Annotated in this window: 17 protein-coding genes; 9 read left to right on the top strand and 8 right to left on the bottom strand. The window is 64.3% G+C overall.

Annotated features, from left to right (window positions below; translation table 11 throughout):
* Positions 1-7: 7 nt before the first annotated feature.
* The 5 genes from C3B44_RS06300 to C3B44_RS06280 are packed head-to-tail and all read left to right on the top strand — an operon-like array spanning position 8 to position 3,799.
* Entirely contained in the window at positions 8-820 is an 813-nt protein-coding gene (locus C3B44_RS06300) for a phytoene/squalene synthase family protein (protein ID WP_108432595.1), read from the top strand.
* Positions 817-2,337, top strand: coding sequence for a phytoene desaturase family protein (gene crtI / locus C3B44_RS06295; protein WP_108431624.1), 1,521 nt, complete (start codon positions 817-819; stop codon positions 2,335-2,337). The genes C3B44_RS06300 and crtI overlap by 4 nt, the downstream gene beginning before the upstream one ends.
* A complete protein-coding gene (locus C3B44_RS06290; RefSeq protein ID WP_108431623.1) occupies positions 2,338-2,646 on the top strand; it encodes a lycopene cyclase domain-containing protein in 309 nt (102 codons plus the stop codon). It abuts the gene before it with no gap.
* Positions 2,643-2,933 (top strand): lycopene cyclase domain-containing protein, encoded by a 291-nt coding sequence (locus tag C3B44_RS06285; protein ID WP_108431622.1) that lies wholly within the window; start codon positions 2,643-2,645, stop codon positions 2,931-2,933. The genes C3B44_RS06290 and C3B44_RS06285 overlap by 4 nt, the downstream gene beginning before the upstream one ends.
* A complete protein-coding gene (locus C3B44_RS06280) occupies positions 2,933-3,799 on the top strand; it encodes a prenyltransferase (RefSeq protein ID WP_108431621.1) in 867 nt (288 codons plus the stop codon). Before C3B44_RS06285 ends, C3B44_RS06280 begins: the two co-directional genes overlap by 1 nt.
* Here the strand turns inward: C3B44_RS06280 and C3B44_RS06275 are convergent.
* The 5 genes from C3B44_RS06275 to C3B44_RS06255 are packed head-to-tail and all read right to left on the bottom strand — an operon-like array spanning position 3,783 to position 8,096.
* Positions 3,783-4,265, bottom strand: a complete 483-nt coding sequence (locus C3B44_RS06275) for a flavin reductase family protein (RefSeq protein WP_108431620.1) — start codon at positions 4,263-4,265, stop codon at positions 3,783-3,785. The two genes, C3B44_RS06280 and C3B44_RS06275, sit on opposite strands and share 17 nt — an antisense overlap.
* 32 nt (positions 4,266-4,297) lie before the next feature.
* Positions 4,298-5,065 carry an ABC transporter ATP-binding protein gene (locus tag C3B44_RS06270; protein WP_108431619.1) on the bottom strand — a complete coding sequence of 256 codons (768 nt, stop codon included), beginning with the start codon at positions 5,063-5,065 and terminating at the stop codon, positions 4,298-4,300.
* A complete protein-coding gene (locus C3B44_RS06265; protein ID WP_108964109.1) occupies positions 5,065-6,066 on the bottom strand; it encodes a taurine ABC transporter substrate-binding protein in 1,002 nt (333 codons plus the stop codon). Before C3B44_RS06265 ends, C3B44_RS06270 begins: the two co-directional genes overlap by 1 nt.
* A complete protein-coding gene (locus C3B44_RS06260; RefSeq protein WP_108431617.1) occupies positions 6,051-6,938 on the bottom strand; it encodes an ABC transporter permease in 888 nt (295 codons plus the stop codon). Before C3B44_RS06260 ends, C3B44_RS06265 begins: the two co-directional genes overlap by 16 nt.
* Before the next feature lie 21 nt (positions 6,939-6,959).
* Complete coding sequence (locus C3B44_RS06255) at positions 6,960-8,096, bottom strand: LLM class flavin-dependent oxidoreductase (RefSeq protein ID WP_108431616.1); 1,137 nt, start codon at positions 8,094-8,096, stop codon at positions 6,960-6,962.
* A 177-nt stretch (positions 8,097-8,273) separates the two neighbouring features.
* Here C3B44_RS06255 and C3B44_RS06250 point away from each other — a divergent pair, with 177 nt between their 5' ends.
* Together C3B44_RS06250 and C3B44_RS06245 are read left to right on the top strand one after the other, a co-directional pair.
* Complete coding sequence (locus C3B44_RS06250) at positions 8,274-9,563, top strand: ROK family transcriptional regulator (protein ID WP_146183478.1); 1,290 nt, start codon at positions 8,274-8,276, stop codon at positions 9,561-9,563.
* Positions 9,563-10,024 (top strand): DUF421 domain-containing protein, encoded by a 462-nt coding sequence (locus tag C3B44_RS06245; protein WP_159077382.1) that lies wholly within the window; start codon positions 9,563-9,565, stop codon positions 10,022-10,024. The genes C3B44_RS06250 and C3B44_RS06245 overlap by 1 nt, the downstream gene beginning before the upstream one ends.
* Here C3B44_RS06245 and C3B44_RS06240 read toward each other — a convergent pair.
* Entirely contained in the window at positions 10,021-10,503 is a 483-nt protein-coding gene (locus tag C3B44_RS06240; protein WP_199222432.1) for a helix-turn-helix domain-containing protein, read from the bottom strand. The two genes, C3B44_RS06245 and C3B44_RS06240, sit on opposite strands and share 4 nt — an antisense overlap.
* A gap of 137 nt (positions 10,504-10,640) precedes the next feature.
* Here C3B44_RS06240 and C3B44_RS06235 point away from each other — a divergent pair, with 137 nt between their 5' ends.
* Positions 10,641-10,892, top strand: coding sequence for a prevent-host-death family protein (locus tag C3B44_RS06235; RefSeq protein WP_108432594.1), 252 nt, complete (start codon positions 10,641-10,643; stop codon positions 10,890-10,892).
* A gap of 13 nt (positions 10,893-10,905) precedes the next feature.
* Here the strand turns inward: C3B44_RS06235 and C3B44_RS06230 are convergent, their stop codons facing one another.
* Positions 10,906-11,640 carry a class I SAM-dependent methyltransferase gene (locus C3B44_RS06230; RefSeq protein WP_108432593.1) on the bottom strand — a complete coding sequence of 245 codons (735 nt, stop codon included), beginning with the start codon at positions 11,638-11,640 and terminating at the stop codon, positions 10,906-10,908.
* Positions 11,641-11,903: 263 nt separating this feature from the next.
* On the opposite strand from C3B44_RS06230, the gene rpsA reads away from it, so the two are divergent.
* Positions 11,904-13,373 carry a 30S ribosomal protein S1 gene (rpsA, locus tag C3B44_RS06225; RefSeq protein WP_108431612.1) on the top strand — a complete coding sequence of 490 codons (1,470 nt, stop codon included), beginning with the start codon at positions 11,904-11,906 and terminating at the stop codon, positions 13,371-13,373.
* Between the two features lie 327 nt (positions 13,374-13,700).
* Here rpsA and C3B44_RS06220 read toward each other — a convergent pair whose 3' ends face one another.
* Positions 13,701-14,363, bottom strand: a complete 663-nt coding sequence (locus C3B44_RS06220; protein ID WP_158268656.1) for a YdcF family protein — start codon at positions 14,361-14,363, stop codon at positions 13,701-13,703.
* Between the last annotated feature and the right edge of the window lie 8 nt (positions 14,364-14,371).

The raw sequence follows: 14,371 nt of genomic DNA, 5'->3' as shown, positions 1-14,371 counted from the left end.
TGACGAGATGGCGGACCGCGCGGCAAACGCGGTGATCGCGAAGTACTCGACCAGCTTCGGCCTGGCCACCCGGCTGCTCGCCGGCCCTCTGCGCAGGGATATCCGCAACCTCTACGCCATGGTGCGCATCGCCGATGAGATCGTCGACGGCACCGCCGCCCAAGCAGAACTCAACGATATCCCCGCCGCCCTCGCCGCCTATGAACACCAGGTTCGCCAGGCACCTAAGCAGCGTTTCCACACCGACCCAGTCATCCACGCCTACGCGCAGACCGCGCGCCGGTGCCATTTCCGGGACGCCCACGTCGAGGCGTTTTTCGCCTCCATGCGCCGAGATCTGCACCAGAGTGAGTATTCCGATGACTCCCTCGAGGACTACATCTACGGCTCCGCCGAGGTCATCGGCCTGTTGTGCCTGGCCGCCTTCTACGCAGACATAGAGGTCAGCGAAGAGAAATACGCCGAGCTCGAACACGGCGCCCGCAGCCTCGGGGCGGCGTTTCAGAAGGTGAACTTCCTGCGCGACTTCCGGGAAGACACCGCCCGGCTGGGGCGCAACTACTACGAGATCCTCGATAACCAGGCGAAAGACGAGATCATCGCCAGCATCCGGGGTGATCTCGAGGCCGCCCACGCCGTGATCCCAGACCTGCCGGATTCCGCGCGCACCGGCGTGCTAGCGGCGACCCTGTTGTTTGAGGAACTCACCGACCGCCTCGCCGAGGTGGACGCCGCCGAGCTGCACCGGCGGCGGATTCGGGTGCCGGGGCGTCGCAAAGCACTCCTTCTAGCCCGCGCCGTGAAGGGGGCGAGACGATGACTCAACCGCAGAGCGCCGTCGTGATCGGGGCCGGTGTGGCAGGCCTGGCGACTGCGGGTCTTTTGGCCCGCCGCGGCTGTGAAGTCACCCTGCTGGAGAAGAATGAGCACGTCGGCGGGCGTGTCGATGAGATCACCGTCGACGGCTTCCGCTTCGAGGTCGGGCCCTCGTGGTACCTCATGCCCGAGGCCTTTTCCCGCTTCTATGAGCTGATGGGCACCTCGACGGAAAAGGAGCTGGATCTCGTACTGCTGGATCCCGGCTACCGCGTCTACCCGGAAGGCCAGGACTTTATCGATGTCCCCTTCGGCGAGGATGCCGTCGTCGAGCTTTTCGAATCCCTCGAAGAAGGCGCCGGCGAAAAACTCAAGGAGTATCTGCGCAGCGCCGAAGAGGTCTACCAGATCGCGCTGGATCGCTTCCTCTACACCACGTTTAGCTCCCTGCGCCCGTTCTTCCACCGCGACGTCATCCGCAACGTGCTGCGGCTGGTCGGTTTGTTGGTGGTGTCGTTGCGCAGGTTCGTCGATAAGCGTTTTCGGGATCGCCGCCTGCGCCAGATCCTGCAGTACCCGGCGGTGTTTTTGTCCTCGCGGCCGGCGAAAACTCCCAGCATGTATCACCTCATGAGCCACACCGACATCACCCTCGGCGTGCGCTATCCGCAAGGCGGGTTTTCCTCGGTCATCCATTCGCTGGAAAGGCTCGCCCGCGACAACGGCGTGCGCATCGAGTGCGGAAAGGAGGTCACGGCGATCGAGGTGGACGACGGCCGCGCCTGCGGGGTCAGGCTTCGCGACGGCCACACGCTTCCCGCCGACATCGTGGTCAGTGCCGGCGACCTGCACCACACGGAGACCTCCCTGCTGCCGCAGAAGTGGCGCAGCTACGACGAGAAGTACTTCGGGCGCCGCGACCCGGGCTTGGGAGTCGTGTTGGCCCTCATCGGGGTGCGCGGCGAGCTGCCGGAGCTGGCGCATCACACCCTGATGTTCTCGGCCGAGTGGGAAGAGGACTTCCACGTCGTCTACGACGGCCCGATCGCCAGCCGGCCCACGGGGGCGTCGCGCTCGATCTATATCTGCAAGCCCTCGGCCACGGATGAGTCGGTGGCCCCGGCAGGACACGAGAATCTCTTCGTGCTCATCCCGGTGGCGCCGGATCCAGATCTCGGCGGCGGTGATGCTTATACGGGCCAGGCCAGCGAGGCCGTGGAGCAGATCCTGGATCAGACAATCGAGCAGATCAGCCAGTGGGCGGGTATTGAGGATCTGGGGGAGAGGATCGTCGTCAAGCGATCGCTCGGCCCGGCCGATTTCGCCCAGCGCTACTTCTCCTGGTCAGGTGGGGCGATCGGGCCGGCGCATACGCTGGCGCAGTCGGCGTTTTTGCGCGGCAAAAACGTCTCCAGCAAGGTCGAGGGCCTCTATTACGCCGGCCAGACGACCGTGCCCGGGGTCGGGGTGCCGATGTGTTTGATCTCTGCAGAAAACGTGCTGACAAGGATCGAGGGCTAAGTGGGTAGTTTCTACTTGTTGTCACTGATCGCCGTCATCGGGTGCATGGTGCTCTGCGATTGGCGCTGGAAGCTCGCCTTCTTCCACGACGCCCGGCGCGCCGCCGTCATCTCCGTGGTGCTGGTCGCAGCGTTTTTGTTGTGGGATGTCCTTGGCATCGCGACGGGCACCTTCTACCGCGGCGACGCCACCTACATGACTGGCATCCTCTTAGGCCCCGAGATGCCGATCGAGGAGCCGATCTTCCTGTTCTTCCTGGTCTATCTGCTGTTGAACCTGACTATGGGCGCACGAAGGGTGATCGCGTGACATATCTGGTGATTTCGCTGCCTTTCCTGCTGGTGGCGGCGCTGGTGTGGCTGCGCCGTAGGCGCGCGTATCCCCGCCAGGGGCGTATCACGCTGGCCGTGCTCGCGGTGGTCTTAGTGCTGACGATCATCTTCGACAACCTGATGATCTACTTCGGCAACGTCGACTACGGCGAGGAGCAGAACCTCGGGATTTCCCTCGGCCTGGTGCCGATCGAGGACCTGTTCTACCCGATCTTCGCCACCCTCATCATCGCCGCGTTCTGGCCGCCGAAGAAGGAGGCGTGATGCAACTACTGAGCGTGATTATTGCGTCCTCGCGCCCGATCAGCTGGGTCAATACCGCCTTTCCCTTCGCCGCCGGCTACCTGCTGGCCGGGGGCGGGCTGAGCTGGCAGCTGATCGTCGGCACTCTGTTCTTCCTGATCCCATATAACATCGCCATCTACGGCATCAACGACGTCTTCGACTACGAATCCGACATGCGCAACCCGCGCAAGGGCGGGCTCGAGGGCGCTGTGCTGCACCCCCGCTGGCACGCGCCGGTGCTGTGGGCGGCTGGCTTATCGACGTCCCCCTTCCTCCTCGCACTCATCATCGGGGGAACCTGGGCCTCCACGGTATGGCTGGCGATCTCCATGTTCACCGTCATCGCTTATTCCCTGAAGGGCCTGCGGTTTAAGGAAAAACCGGTGCTGGATTCGATCACGTCGTCGTCGCACTTCGTGACCCCAGCGCTCGTGGGCGCTACCCTGGTCGACCCGGTGATCGGGAAGAACTTCTGGATCGCGCTGGCGGCGTTCTTCTTGTGGGGTACGGCCTCGCACGCCTTCGGCGCGGTCCAGGACATCCGGGCCGATAGGGACGCAGGCTTAAGCTCAATCGCCACGGAGTTCGGTGCGCGCACGACCACGCGGTTGACGGTGCTCCTCTACGCACTCGCGGCGCTTTTGGTGGCTTTTCTGCCCTCACCGGCGTGGGTGGTCTCCCTTTTAGGTATCGGCTATGTTGCCAACACCGTGAGGTTCTGGAACGTCACCGATCGGACCTGCGAGCAGACGAACCGCGGCTGGCGGATCTTCCTCTGGCTGAACTATGCCGTCGGTGCGGTGGTGACCATGGCGCTGATCGCCGGCGTTACGCCGCCGGCTTGATCTGGCGGTTGTGGAAGATCAGCGGGGCGCCGGAAGGGGCTGCGTGCAGATCGATCACCTCGAAGACCGCCACGGTGTGATCGCCGATCACGATGTCGTCCACCAGCCGCGTATCCAGGGCCACCCCGGCGCCGTCGATAAACAGGGCGTCGTTATGGCGGGTGGTTCGCACACCGTCGAAACGGTGCTGGCCCGGCCCGGCGAGCTGGCGGGCGAGGTGGAGGTGGTCGTCGTTAAGCACGCTGATACCGATGTTCCACGCGGTGCGTAAAACCGGCCATGTCGACGAGGAGTTCTTAATGCTGGCGGTGACCAGCGGTGGCTCCATCGATTGGGTGACGAAAGAGCCGACCGTCATGCCGACGCGCTCGCCGTCGACCTCGGCCGCGAGTGCGACTAAGGAGGTGGGGATGTGGCTGTAGGCGGCTCGCAGGTCCAGGGACTGGGTGAGAGAAGTAGAGGTCATGATCAATCAACTCCTAAAACTTAAACGTGGGCTTAGACGTGGGCGCCGTGGACGGCGCGGGTGACGTCGTAGTACAAGGACACGAAACTTTCCGAAGCCATGATCTCGGCGAAGTCCTTACGGCGATATGGATGCAGGTGATCGGGTACCTCATACTCGTCGAGGATGCGGCCCGGGCGATCGCCCATCACCACCACCCGGTTCGCCAGCAAGAGAGCCTCTTCCACCGAGTGGGTCACGAACACCACCGTCGGTCGGTAGTCGCGCCAGCGGCTTAAAAGCTCCAGCTGGAGGACCTCCCGGGTAAAAGGATCGAGGGCGCCGAAGGGCTCATCCATGAGCACCGTATCCGGGTGGGCCGCGAGCACCCGGGCGATCTGGGTGCGCTGCTGCATACCGCCCGAGAGCTCATGGGGCAGCCGGTCGACGGCATCGCTCAAGCCGAAGGCCTCGATGAGCTCCTCGCCGCGGCGCCGAAACTCGGGGTTTTGCTGGTACCGGGCGGCCACCGTGACGTTCTCACGCACCGTGAACCAGGGAAACAGGTTCGCCTGCTGGAAAACGACCCCGCGGTCGGTGCCTGGGCCGGTAATGGGCACGCCGTGGGAGTACATCTCACCGGCGGTGGCGTGCTCGAAACCGGCGATGAGTTTGAGCAGCGTCGACTTGCCACAGCCCGAAGGCCCGAGCAGGGCGACGAACTCGCCGTCGTCGATACGCAGGTTGAGCCCGCTGAGCGCGGGGACGAGTGCGCCGTCGTCGGTGCTGTAGCTGTGGCTGATGTCGAGGATCTCCAGCATTAGCCAATCACCGCCTCGTCGTAGTGGTCTTGTTCTTTGACATCTGCGATGCCCTGTTGGTCGAGGAACTCAGCGGTCTCGAATAAGTTGCTGCGAATCTCCTCCGCCATGTCTTCGGCCTCCTTCTGGTACAAGTGCTTTTTACCCTCGATCAATTCCCGAGTGAGTTCCGCATCCAGGCCTGCCTGCACAGATGTCGCTTGGACGAAGCGCTCCGAATCCTCATTCCAGACATCGAGGGCGTGGTCTTCGAGCTCGTTCCAGACGGCATGGATGTCGCTATTGTCAACGAGCTCACTCGTGGCGAGGGTGAATAGGTGGGTGGCCGCCCCAGTCTCTTCGGCGACCTCGCCGGCCGTGGTCAGCGTGTTGCCCTCCTGCTGCATGTGGCTGAGCGTGGGCCCCCACATGAACGCGGCGTCGACGTCGCCGGCCGTCCAGGCGCTCAAGAGCGCCTCGGGGCTTAAGAAGGTGATCTCGGCATCGGTGATACCGGCGGCCTCGAGTGCTTTGAGCAGCGAGTAATGGGCCGTGGAGTTGGCGGCGGTGACGATGTTTTCTCCCGCGAGCTCCTCGATGCTGGTGGCGTCGCGGGCCACCAGCGCCTCGCCGGAATCCGTGATGTCGTTGGTACGAATGACCTTCAGATCGAGATCGATCGGGGAGCTCAAGGCGTTCGCCGCCGGCGGAGAGCCGGCGATACCAACGTCGATCGAACCCGAGGCGAAGCCCTGGACCACGTCCTGGCCGGTGGCGAAGCGCACCCAGCTGACGTTGGCGTGCGGGAAGCAGGATTCCACCAGGCCCTGGTCGCGCAGGAACAGCGCGGAGCCGGGGATCACCTGGTAGCCGATGCGCACCGCACCGTCATAGGAGGACTCATCGATCGGGCACTCCTTGGGCTCCTGAAGCTCATAGGTGGTGGCGGGAGCGCCCACACAGCTCGCCATCAGCGGCGTGAACACGGCCGCGAGCACGCCCAGCGTTACTTTCCGCGCCATGGGGATCCCTTCTTCGACAGGTAGACGATGAACTGGTCAAAGGCGAGAGCCACCAGACCGATGACGATGATCGAGCCAATCGCCAGGACGGTATTCAGCGACGTGCCGGAGAGATACGCCAGCCCGCCGATGCCGGGGATGCCGTCGTTGATCTCCGCGGCGACGATGCTCGCCCACGCGGTCGACGACGCCAGCCGGATCGACGACATGATCTCCGGCAGTGCCCCGGGCACGCGGATGGTGCGAAAGATCTGCCAGGAGCCGGCTCCTAAGGTGTGGGCGGCGCGCAGCCAGTCCTGGCGCACGCCGAGGAACCCGGAGAGCGTGCCCACGGTGACAATCGGGAAGGTCGCCAGGATCAGCAGGATAATTTTCGAGCCATCGCCGATGCCGAACCAGACAATGAGCAGTCCGATATAACCCATCGGGGGCAGCGCCCGAATGAAGGTGATATACGGCTCTAAGAGGGTGCGCGCCTTCGGCAGCGAGGCGAGCAGCCAGCCTAAGGCGATGCCGAGGACGATGCCCACGCCTAAGCCCACCAGCACGCGCTGGACGGTGGCGAGCAGGTGTTGCCAGAGGAAATAGCCCTGCTCACCGCAGCTAAAGCGGGCGCTACCTTCGCCGAGGGGGACGCAGCGGGAAGCGTCGATAAGCTCCTGGATGACCAGCTGCGGGCCGGGAAGCACCAGCGGGTTCAGCGAGAAAACCGCGGTGATAGCCCACCAGCCGAACACCAAGATTCCCAGAAACCCCAGGTGGACCGGCCAGCGCCGGCGCGTGCGCCGGGCGGGCGGTGCTACCGGGGGCTCCGGCGTCTGTCTCGCGCGTGTCGGCGCCTGCGCAGTCACCGGCTGTGTCGTTGTGGTCATGGTTATTTGATCCTTGATTCTTTAGTGCCCGTCGACGCCGGCGATCTTTAAACCGAGCTCACGCAGCGCCGGGATGACACCTTCGCCGACCTGGTAGGTCTCTTCGAGATGCGGATAACCGGACAAGATGAAGTGGTTTAAGCCGATATCGGCGTATTCCTTGATGCGCTCGGCGACCTGCTGATAGGAACCCACCAGCGCGGTGCCGGCGCCGCCGCGGACCAGGCCCACGCCGGCCCACAGGTTCGGGTAGATCTCCAGCGAGCGGGCATCGGCGCCGGCCTGGAAATTCTCACCGTGGCCGTGCAGCTCACTTTGGCGACGCTGCCCCTCCGACTGCGAACGCGCCAGGCCCTCCTGCAGGCGGGTGACTTCGTCGGGGTCGAGGCCGTCGAGAAGCTGCTGGGCATAAGCCCACGCCTCCTCTTCGGTCTCGCGGGCGATGATGTGCAGGCGGATGCCATAGTCGAGCTCGCGGTCGTTTTGGGCGGCCTGGTGGCGCACCCGATCGAGCTTCTCGGTGACCTGTTCGGGCGGCTCACCCCAGGTGAGGTAGACGTTCGCGTGCTTGCCGGCGACCTCGATGCCGGGCTGCGAGGAACCGCCGAAGAAGATCGGCGGGAGCTTCTCCGGGCGACGACGCAGCACCGCCCCCTCGGTGCGGTGGTACTCACCGTCGAAGTCGAGCGGTTCTTCGGAGCTCAACAGGTGATTGATGATGGTCAAGGTCTCATCGGCGTTTCGGTAGCGCTGCTCCTTCGTGGAGTAGTCGCCGAACGCGCGCTGCTCGTGGTCCTCGCCGCCGACGACGACGTTCAAATTGAGGCGGTTATTGGACAACCGCTGGAAGGCCAGGGCCTGCTGCGCGAGGATCAACGGGGAGACCAGGCCGGGGCGCAGCGCGACCAAAAACTTCAGCTTCGCGGTCCGCGCGATGAGCGCCGCGGTGGTGATCCAGGCATCCTCGCACCACATCCCGGTGGGCACGAGCAAGGATTCGAAGTGATTGCGCTCGGAGGCCAGGGCGAGCTGGGTTAAGTAGTCGAGATCCGCCGGCCGGGAGCCGTAGTGAAACGAGGTGCCGTGGCCGCCGGCGGTGATGTGGCGGGAGTCGCCATAGATGGGCAGAAACCAGTGAAGATGAAGTGTGTCGCTCATGCGAGCAAGTAGACCATGCGGTTCAGAATCTCGGCAACGGTTTGATTCTTGCTAAATTAAACCCCCGTCGTTGCGGGTAGGTCCTCGTTAAAGGTGCTAGTGGGAAGGAGTTTTATGCTGCAAGGCGGCCAGGGGAGGAAATAGACAACTAGGTCTATATGTGCTTTGATATCGCCTGTGACGCACGACAACCAGGCAGTGATCTACCAGCTACCGGCCTCGGGAATCGCCCGCGTGTTGCACCAAATTCGGCTGCATCCGGGGATTACCCGCACCCGGTTGCAGAAGGATCTTCAGCTTTCCCAGCCGACGGTGACCCGCTACGTCCACGCCCTGGCCTCCAACGGGTGGGTGCGTGACGCCGCGCCCGTCGAGCAGGCGCCGCGTACCGGCAGACCCTCGACCGGCTTGCAGATCAGCGCCGATCACCTCGTTATCTGGGGCATTCACATCGGCCTGCGCAGCACGGAGCTCGTGGTCGCGACGGCGGCCGAGGAGATCCTGGCCCACACCACGGTCGACCTTCACGTCGGCCAGACCCCGGCGACCGAGGCGCTCGACGCGCTCGCCTTTCACATGCGCGCCCCCGGCCGGCCCTTCGCCGCGCCCGTCAACATCGGGGTGGCCACCAGCGCCCACATCAACCCGGCCGGGGTGGTTAACAACCAGGACTTCGGTTGCGAGCACGTGCCGCTGGCACGCCTGCTCGCGCAGCGCTTCGAGCAGGCCATCAGCTTCTCGACGGGCGTCACCGCCATGGCCGGCCACGAACTCGCCATGACGGATCTCGCCGATCCCATCCCCGCCGGCGATTCCACGCTCTACTTCTACATCCGTGAGATGGTCGGCCACGCCTGGATCTTCAACGGGGCGGTCCAGCAGCGCTTCTCTTCCCGGCCGGTCCAGCTGCTGCGTAGCGACGACGCCCGTGGTGCCGGCCAGCACGCCCTGAGCACGCGCTATACATTGCAACGCGCCCGCGACATGGGTCTCGAGGTCCGCTCGCTTAGCCAGCTGCAGCAGCACAGCGACCCGCGCGCCCGCGAGATCCTCGATGAGCGCGCCCGCCGCATCGTCGAGGCGCTGAGCGTGGCGATCGACATCGTCGACCCCGCCACCTGCGTCTTCGCCGGCGAGGCGTTTAGCGACGACCCCCAAGGCCTCAAGCAGATCGTGCAGGCACTCAAACGCCAAGACGAGCACAACGATCTCCCCGCACCCCGGAAGCTGCGCCTGGCCGGCGGCAACGTCCTGGTGGCGGCAGCCCTGCAGGTGGGCTTGCAGGCGCTGTGGCAGAAACCGGAGAAGTTTTTAACTAAACCGGGAGAATGGTCGGCATGGAATCTCTGTTTGATGTCGACACCCGCGACTGGCTTTCCCAGCTGTGGTTTTATATCGGGCTCACTCCGCTGCAGGCGCTCGGCGTTCTCGCCGCCACAGTCGCGCTGTACTGCTTCTTCTTGGTGATGACCCGAATCGTCGGCCAGCGCGTCTTCGTCAAGATGACCGGCTTCGACATCTTGCTCACCATCGCCTTGAGCTCGTTGGTCGGCCGCGCCATGATGGGGCACGTGCCGACGGCCGGCGCCGCAATACTCGCCGTCTGCACCTTGCTTGCGCTCGAGGGGCTCTTCGGCTCGCTGAGCCGTCGGCCCTCGCTGTTTCGCTTTATCAACAACGAGCCAGTGCTGCTGGTGGCAGACGGCGCCTACCTTGACGACGAACTCCGCCGCACCCACATCACCGAACACGAACTCCAGTCGCGGATCCGTACCGCGGGGATTCGCTCGCGCCAGGACGTCGCGGCGATCATCCTGGAGCGCAGCGGCGAACTGTCGGTCTATTCCAAGGGCCAACCGATCGCCGCCGAGCTTTTGGCCCAGGTGCGCTCGGCGGCGCGCTTGCCGGAAGAGCTGGTGCGTCGCTAGGTGGTGGCGAGGAGGACGAGGACGTCCGCACCTGAATCTGTGGAGTAGCCGTGCTGTTGATCGCCGATGAAGCTGAGCAAGTCTCCGGGGCCTAGAACGTGCGTGTCGGAGGCGGTGGTGACGTGCAGGTCGCCGTCGGCGAGATAGAGCGTCTCGGTGGTGCCGGAGGTGTGCGGCACGCCGTCGAAACGCGCCCCGGGTGGCATGCGCAGCCGCCAGATCTCCACCATCGCGCCGGCAGGGATGCGGTTGAGTAGTTCTCGGGTGATCTCGACGTCGGTGGCCGGGACCAGCAGGTCGGAGCGGGAGACGGTGTGCTCGACGAGGTCGGTCAGCGGGATGCTCAAGGCCACGGCGATGGCAGCGAGCGTCTCGATGGTGGGGTTGCCTTCGCCGGCCTCGATCATCGACAGCGTCGCCTTGCTCAAACCGGCGCGGCGGGCGAGCTCGGCGGCCGACATGCCCCGCTGTATGGTCATCGACAGCACTGTTCTGGATCAGCCGAGGTACATCGTCGGCGGCCAATCGCGCGAGCTCAAGGTCGAAATCCCGGCAGAGAAGTTGGCAGCTATAGCCACCATCGACTTCGAGGGGCTCTATGGGTAGGGTGAACGCCGTGGGCATCACTGTGACAGAAAGCGAGTTTAGCGGCGAGATAGGCCGCTTTCTCGATGCTGCCCTGCGTAGCCCGGTGACAATCCTCGGTCCAGGAGCTTATCGACGGGCCGTGGTCGTCTCTCCCGCATTCTTTGATCGAGCCGTCTCTGCGCTCGAAGACTTAGAGAATATCCAGAAGGCTCAAGCCGCGCGCGACGAACACGGATACATCTCCCACGACCGCCTTAAGGCCGAATTGGGTATCGACTGATCTGGGCTGCTGCTTATCCCTTCGAGGTTAAGAAGATGGCGGTGCCGGGGAAGATGCGCCCCCGCTGCGGCGACCACTGGCCCCAGGTTTCCTCGAGGCGTTCGGGCCATTCTGGTTCGATGAGGTCGTCGAGAAGCAACCTGGCCGCCTTGAGGGCGCGCACCCAGTCGCCGAAGGTGCGGTGGTACTCGGCGTAGGTGAGGTGGCCGTCCTCGGAAAACTCCTCGTAGACGCGATCAAAGTAGGAAATGGCGGCGACCATGACCTCTGGGTCGTCGGGAAAGATCCAGCGCATCGGGTGGTTGACCGCAAAGACGAAGCGCCCGCCGGGCCTTAACACGCGGTGGATTTCTTTCAGTGCGCTATCGAGATCGCGGATGAAAGGCAGTGCCCCGAAGGCGGAGAAGGCGATGTCGAAGGACTCGCTGCGGTAGGGAAGTGCCTGAACGTCAGCCTGTTGGAGGTTTGCGGGGCCATGGGCGCGAGAGAGCATGCCGCGGGAGATGTCGAAGCCGGTGATCAGTGACGGACGGCGGTGTGTGGCCAGCCAGTTCGCGCACGGGGCCGAGCCGCAGCCGATCTCGAGGACGTGCTGGCCGGTGACGTCGCCAAGCAAACCCGCCTCGGCCTCGGTGAGCATCTCCGGGCACCAGTGGAAACCGTCCAGATATGAGCGGTGGGCGGCGTGGTAGCGGGCGGCGTCTGCGTCCCAGAAGCGCCGGTGTGCGGCGGAGTCTTCGGAAGCCATGCTGACCACTGTAAACGCCAGAATGTGAAAAGCATGTGGTCGATGTGAAAACCAATGCGCCACCTGCGGGAACGATATTTGCCCGCAGGTCAGGCTTAGCGTAGAGTGTTCGGGGTGTCGAGTCTTCGACCGTCGACCACTGTCGTGATAGGAGGACCGTGGCCCTCGGCGAAGAGAGATCGACGGCTCCATCTCCTGATTTTCCGTCGAGAGACATAACTGTCCACTTACGATCTCCTATATTTTCCGGAGCACTAGAACATATGCCCAACACCAACGCCCCTCAGGTTGCCATCAACGACATTGGCACCGCTGAGGACTTCCTCGCCGCCGTCGACCAGACCATCAAGTACTTCAACGACGGTGATATCGTCAGCGGTTCCGTCGTCAAGGTCGACCACGACGAGGTCCTGCTCGACATCGGATACAAGACCGAAGGTGTCATTCCGACCCGCGAGCTGTCGATCAAGCACGACGTCAACCCGGACGAGGTTGTCGAAGTCGGCGATGAAATCGACGCCCTGGTCCTCACCAAGGAGGACAAGGAAGGCCGCCTGATCCTCTCCAAGAAGCGTGCCCAGTACGAGCGGGCCTGGGGCCACATCGAGGAACTCAAGGAGAAGGACGAGCCGGTCACCGGTACCGTCATCGAGGTCGTCAAGGGTGGCCTCATTCTCGACATCGGACTGCGCGGCTTCCTGCCGGCATCGCTCGTCGAGATGCGCCGCGTCCGCGACCTGGAGCCCTACATCGGCCAGGAGCTCGAGGCCAAGATCATCGAGTTGGACAAGCACCGCAACAACGTCGTGCTGTCCCGCCGCGCATGGCTCGAGCAGACCCAGTCCGAGGTCCGCTCCGAGTTCCTGCACCAGCTGCAGAAGGGCCAGGTCCGCAAGGGCGTTGTCTCCTCGATCGTCAACTTCGGTGCGTTCGTCGATCTCGGCGGCGTCGACGGCCTGGTGCATGTCTCCGAGCTGTCCTGGAAGCACATCGACCACCCGTCCGAGGTTGTCACCGTGGGCGACGAAGTTACCGTCGAGGTGCTCGACGTCGACCTGGACCGCGAGCGCGTCTCCCTGTCGCTGAAGGCGACCCAGGAGGATCCGTGGCGCGTCTTCGCCCGCACCCACGCGGTCGGCCAGATCGTCCCGGGCAAGGTCACCAAGCTCGTTCCGTTCGGCGCCTTCGTCCGCGTCGAGGAGGGCATCGAGGGCCTGGTCCACATCTCCGAGCTGGCTCAGCGCCACGTGGATGTCCCGGACCAGATCGTCAACGTCGGCGAAGAGATCATGGTCAAGGTCATCGACATCGACCTGGACCGCCGCCGCATCTCCCTGTCGCTCAAGCAGGCCGACGAGGACTTCGCCGAGGAGTTCGACCCGTCCCGCTACGGCATGGCCGACTCCTACGACGAGCAGGGCAACTACATCTTCCCGGAGGGCTTCGACCCGGAGACCAACGAGTGGATGGAAGGCTACGAGCAGCAGCAGGCCGAATGGGAGGCCCGCTACGCCGAGGCCGAGCGCCGTTACCAGGCGCACGCCGCCCAGATCGAGCGTCACCGCGCCGCTGCCGCCGAGGCCGCCGCACAGCCGTCGAACTACTCCTCTGACTCCGATGCAGATGCTGCTCCGGCATCCGCACCGAGCCAGGCGGACTCGCACGACGACGGCGGTTCCCTCGCCTCCGACGAGCAGCTGGCGAAGCTGCGCGAGAAGCTCGCTGGCAACTAAGCCTGTGGGGCTTATGGAGGCCCGCTAGGGGTTCGAGGCCCGCTAGGGGCTGAGGCCCGCTGGGGTTCGAGGCCCGCGACCGGATTATGTGTCTGGTCGCGGGCCTTTGTGCTGTTTGTTCGTGGGGTTGGAGTGGCGTGTGGGCCGGGAGTGTGGGCTGGGCTCGCCGGTGATGCATGCGGTGGTACGGTTTCGCACGCCTAGTCGAAAGGAGTCGGTCCGAAAGGAGTCCCGCGAGGTCGAAAGGAGGACTCCTTTCGGTACACCTGCTTTCGACCAGCGGTAGCGCAGCATGCGGACAACGCGCCCCTGCAACCGTTCCACCCCTCAGATACTCGAGGTCCCGTCCAGTACCGCGTCAGGCAACAGCCACAACCCGGCCAGGTCCCGGCTGATCGAGCTGAGCTCTTCCACCCGCGAGCGCTCGACCGGCCACACGTCCTCGGCCGCCAGCCCAGCGATCTGCGTATCCTCTCCGAAGGTCGCGGCGAAGTTGACCACCGCGCGGTGCAGATGCGACTCAGAGGTCACCAGCACGAGCCTGTCCTGAGGTCCGAGCAGCGCATGGGTGTTGTGTGCGTTCGAGATCGTCGACCAGCTATCCGGCTCGATCAGGATGCGCTCGGCGTCCATCCCGCGCTCGATCAGCCACGCCCGCATCGTGCGGGCTTCGTTGTGCCCCTGTTCGTTATCACCACCAGTGAGAACGACTGGTGCATCCGGATGCTCCTGCGCCCAGCGCAGCCCCACTTCCAGACGCCGCTCCAACGTGGGGTGTACATGTCCATCCGGCGGCAAATAGTTACCAAGGATCACCACCGGCGCCTGGGCGAAAGACTCATCCGGCGCAGCGACAGGGGAGTGGATCGTCTCATGGATATGGCCCAGCTGCGAGCTCATCGGGGCCGAAGACAGCGCCGAAGATGCTGGCGCGGCAACCAACCCCGCGACACCGAGGGCCAGCGGTAGCGCTGCGACGAGGGCTTTCATAACTCGCA

The organism is Corynebacterium yudongzhengii (assembly GCF_003065405.1).
GTDB classification, from domain to species: domain Bacteria; phylum Actinomycetota; class Actinomycetes; order Mycobacteriales; family Mycobacteriaceae; genus Corynebacterium; species Corynebacterium yudongzhengii.
Note: the sequence above shows the minus strand (reverse complement) of the source record. Positions and strands in the feature narration are given on the sequence as shown.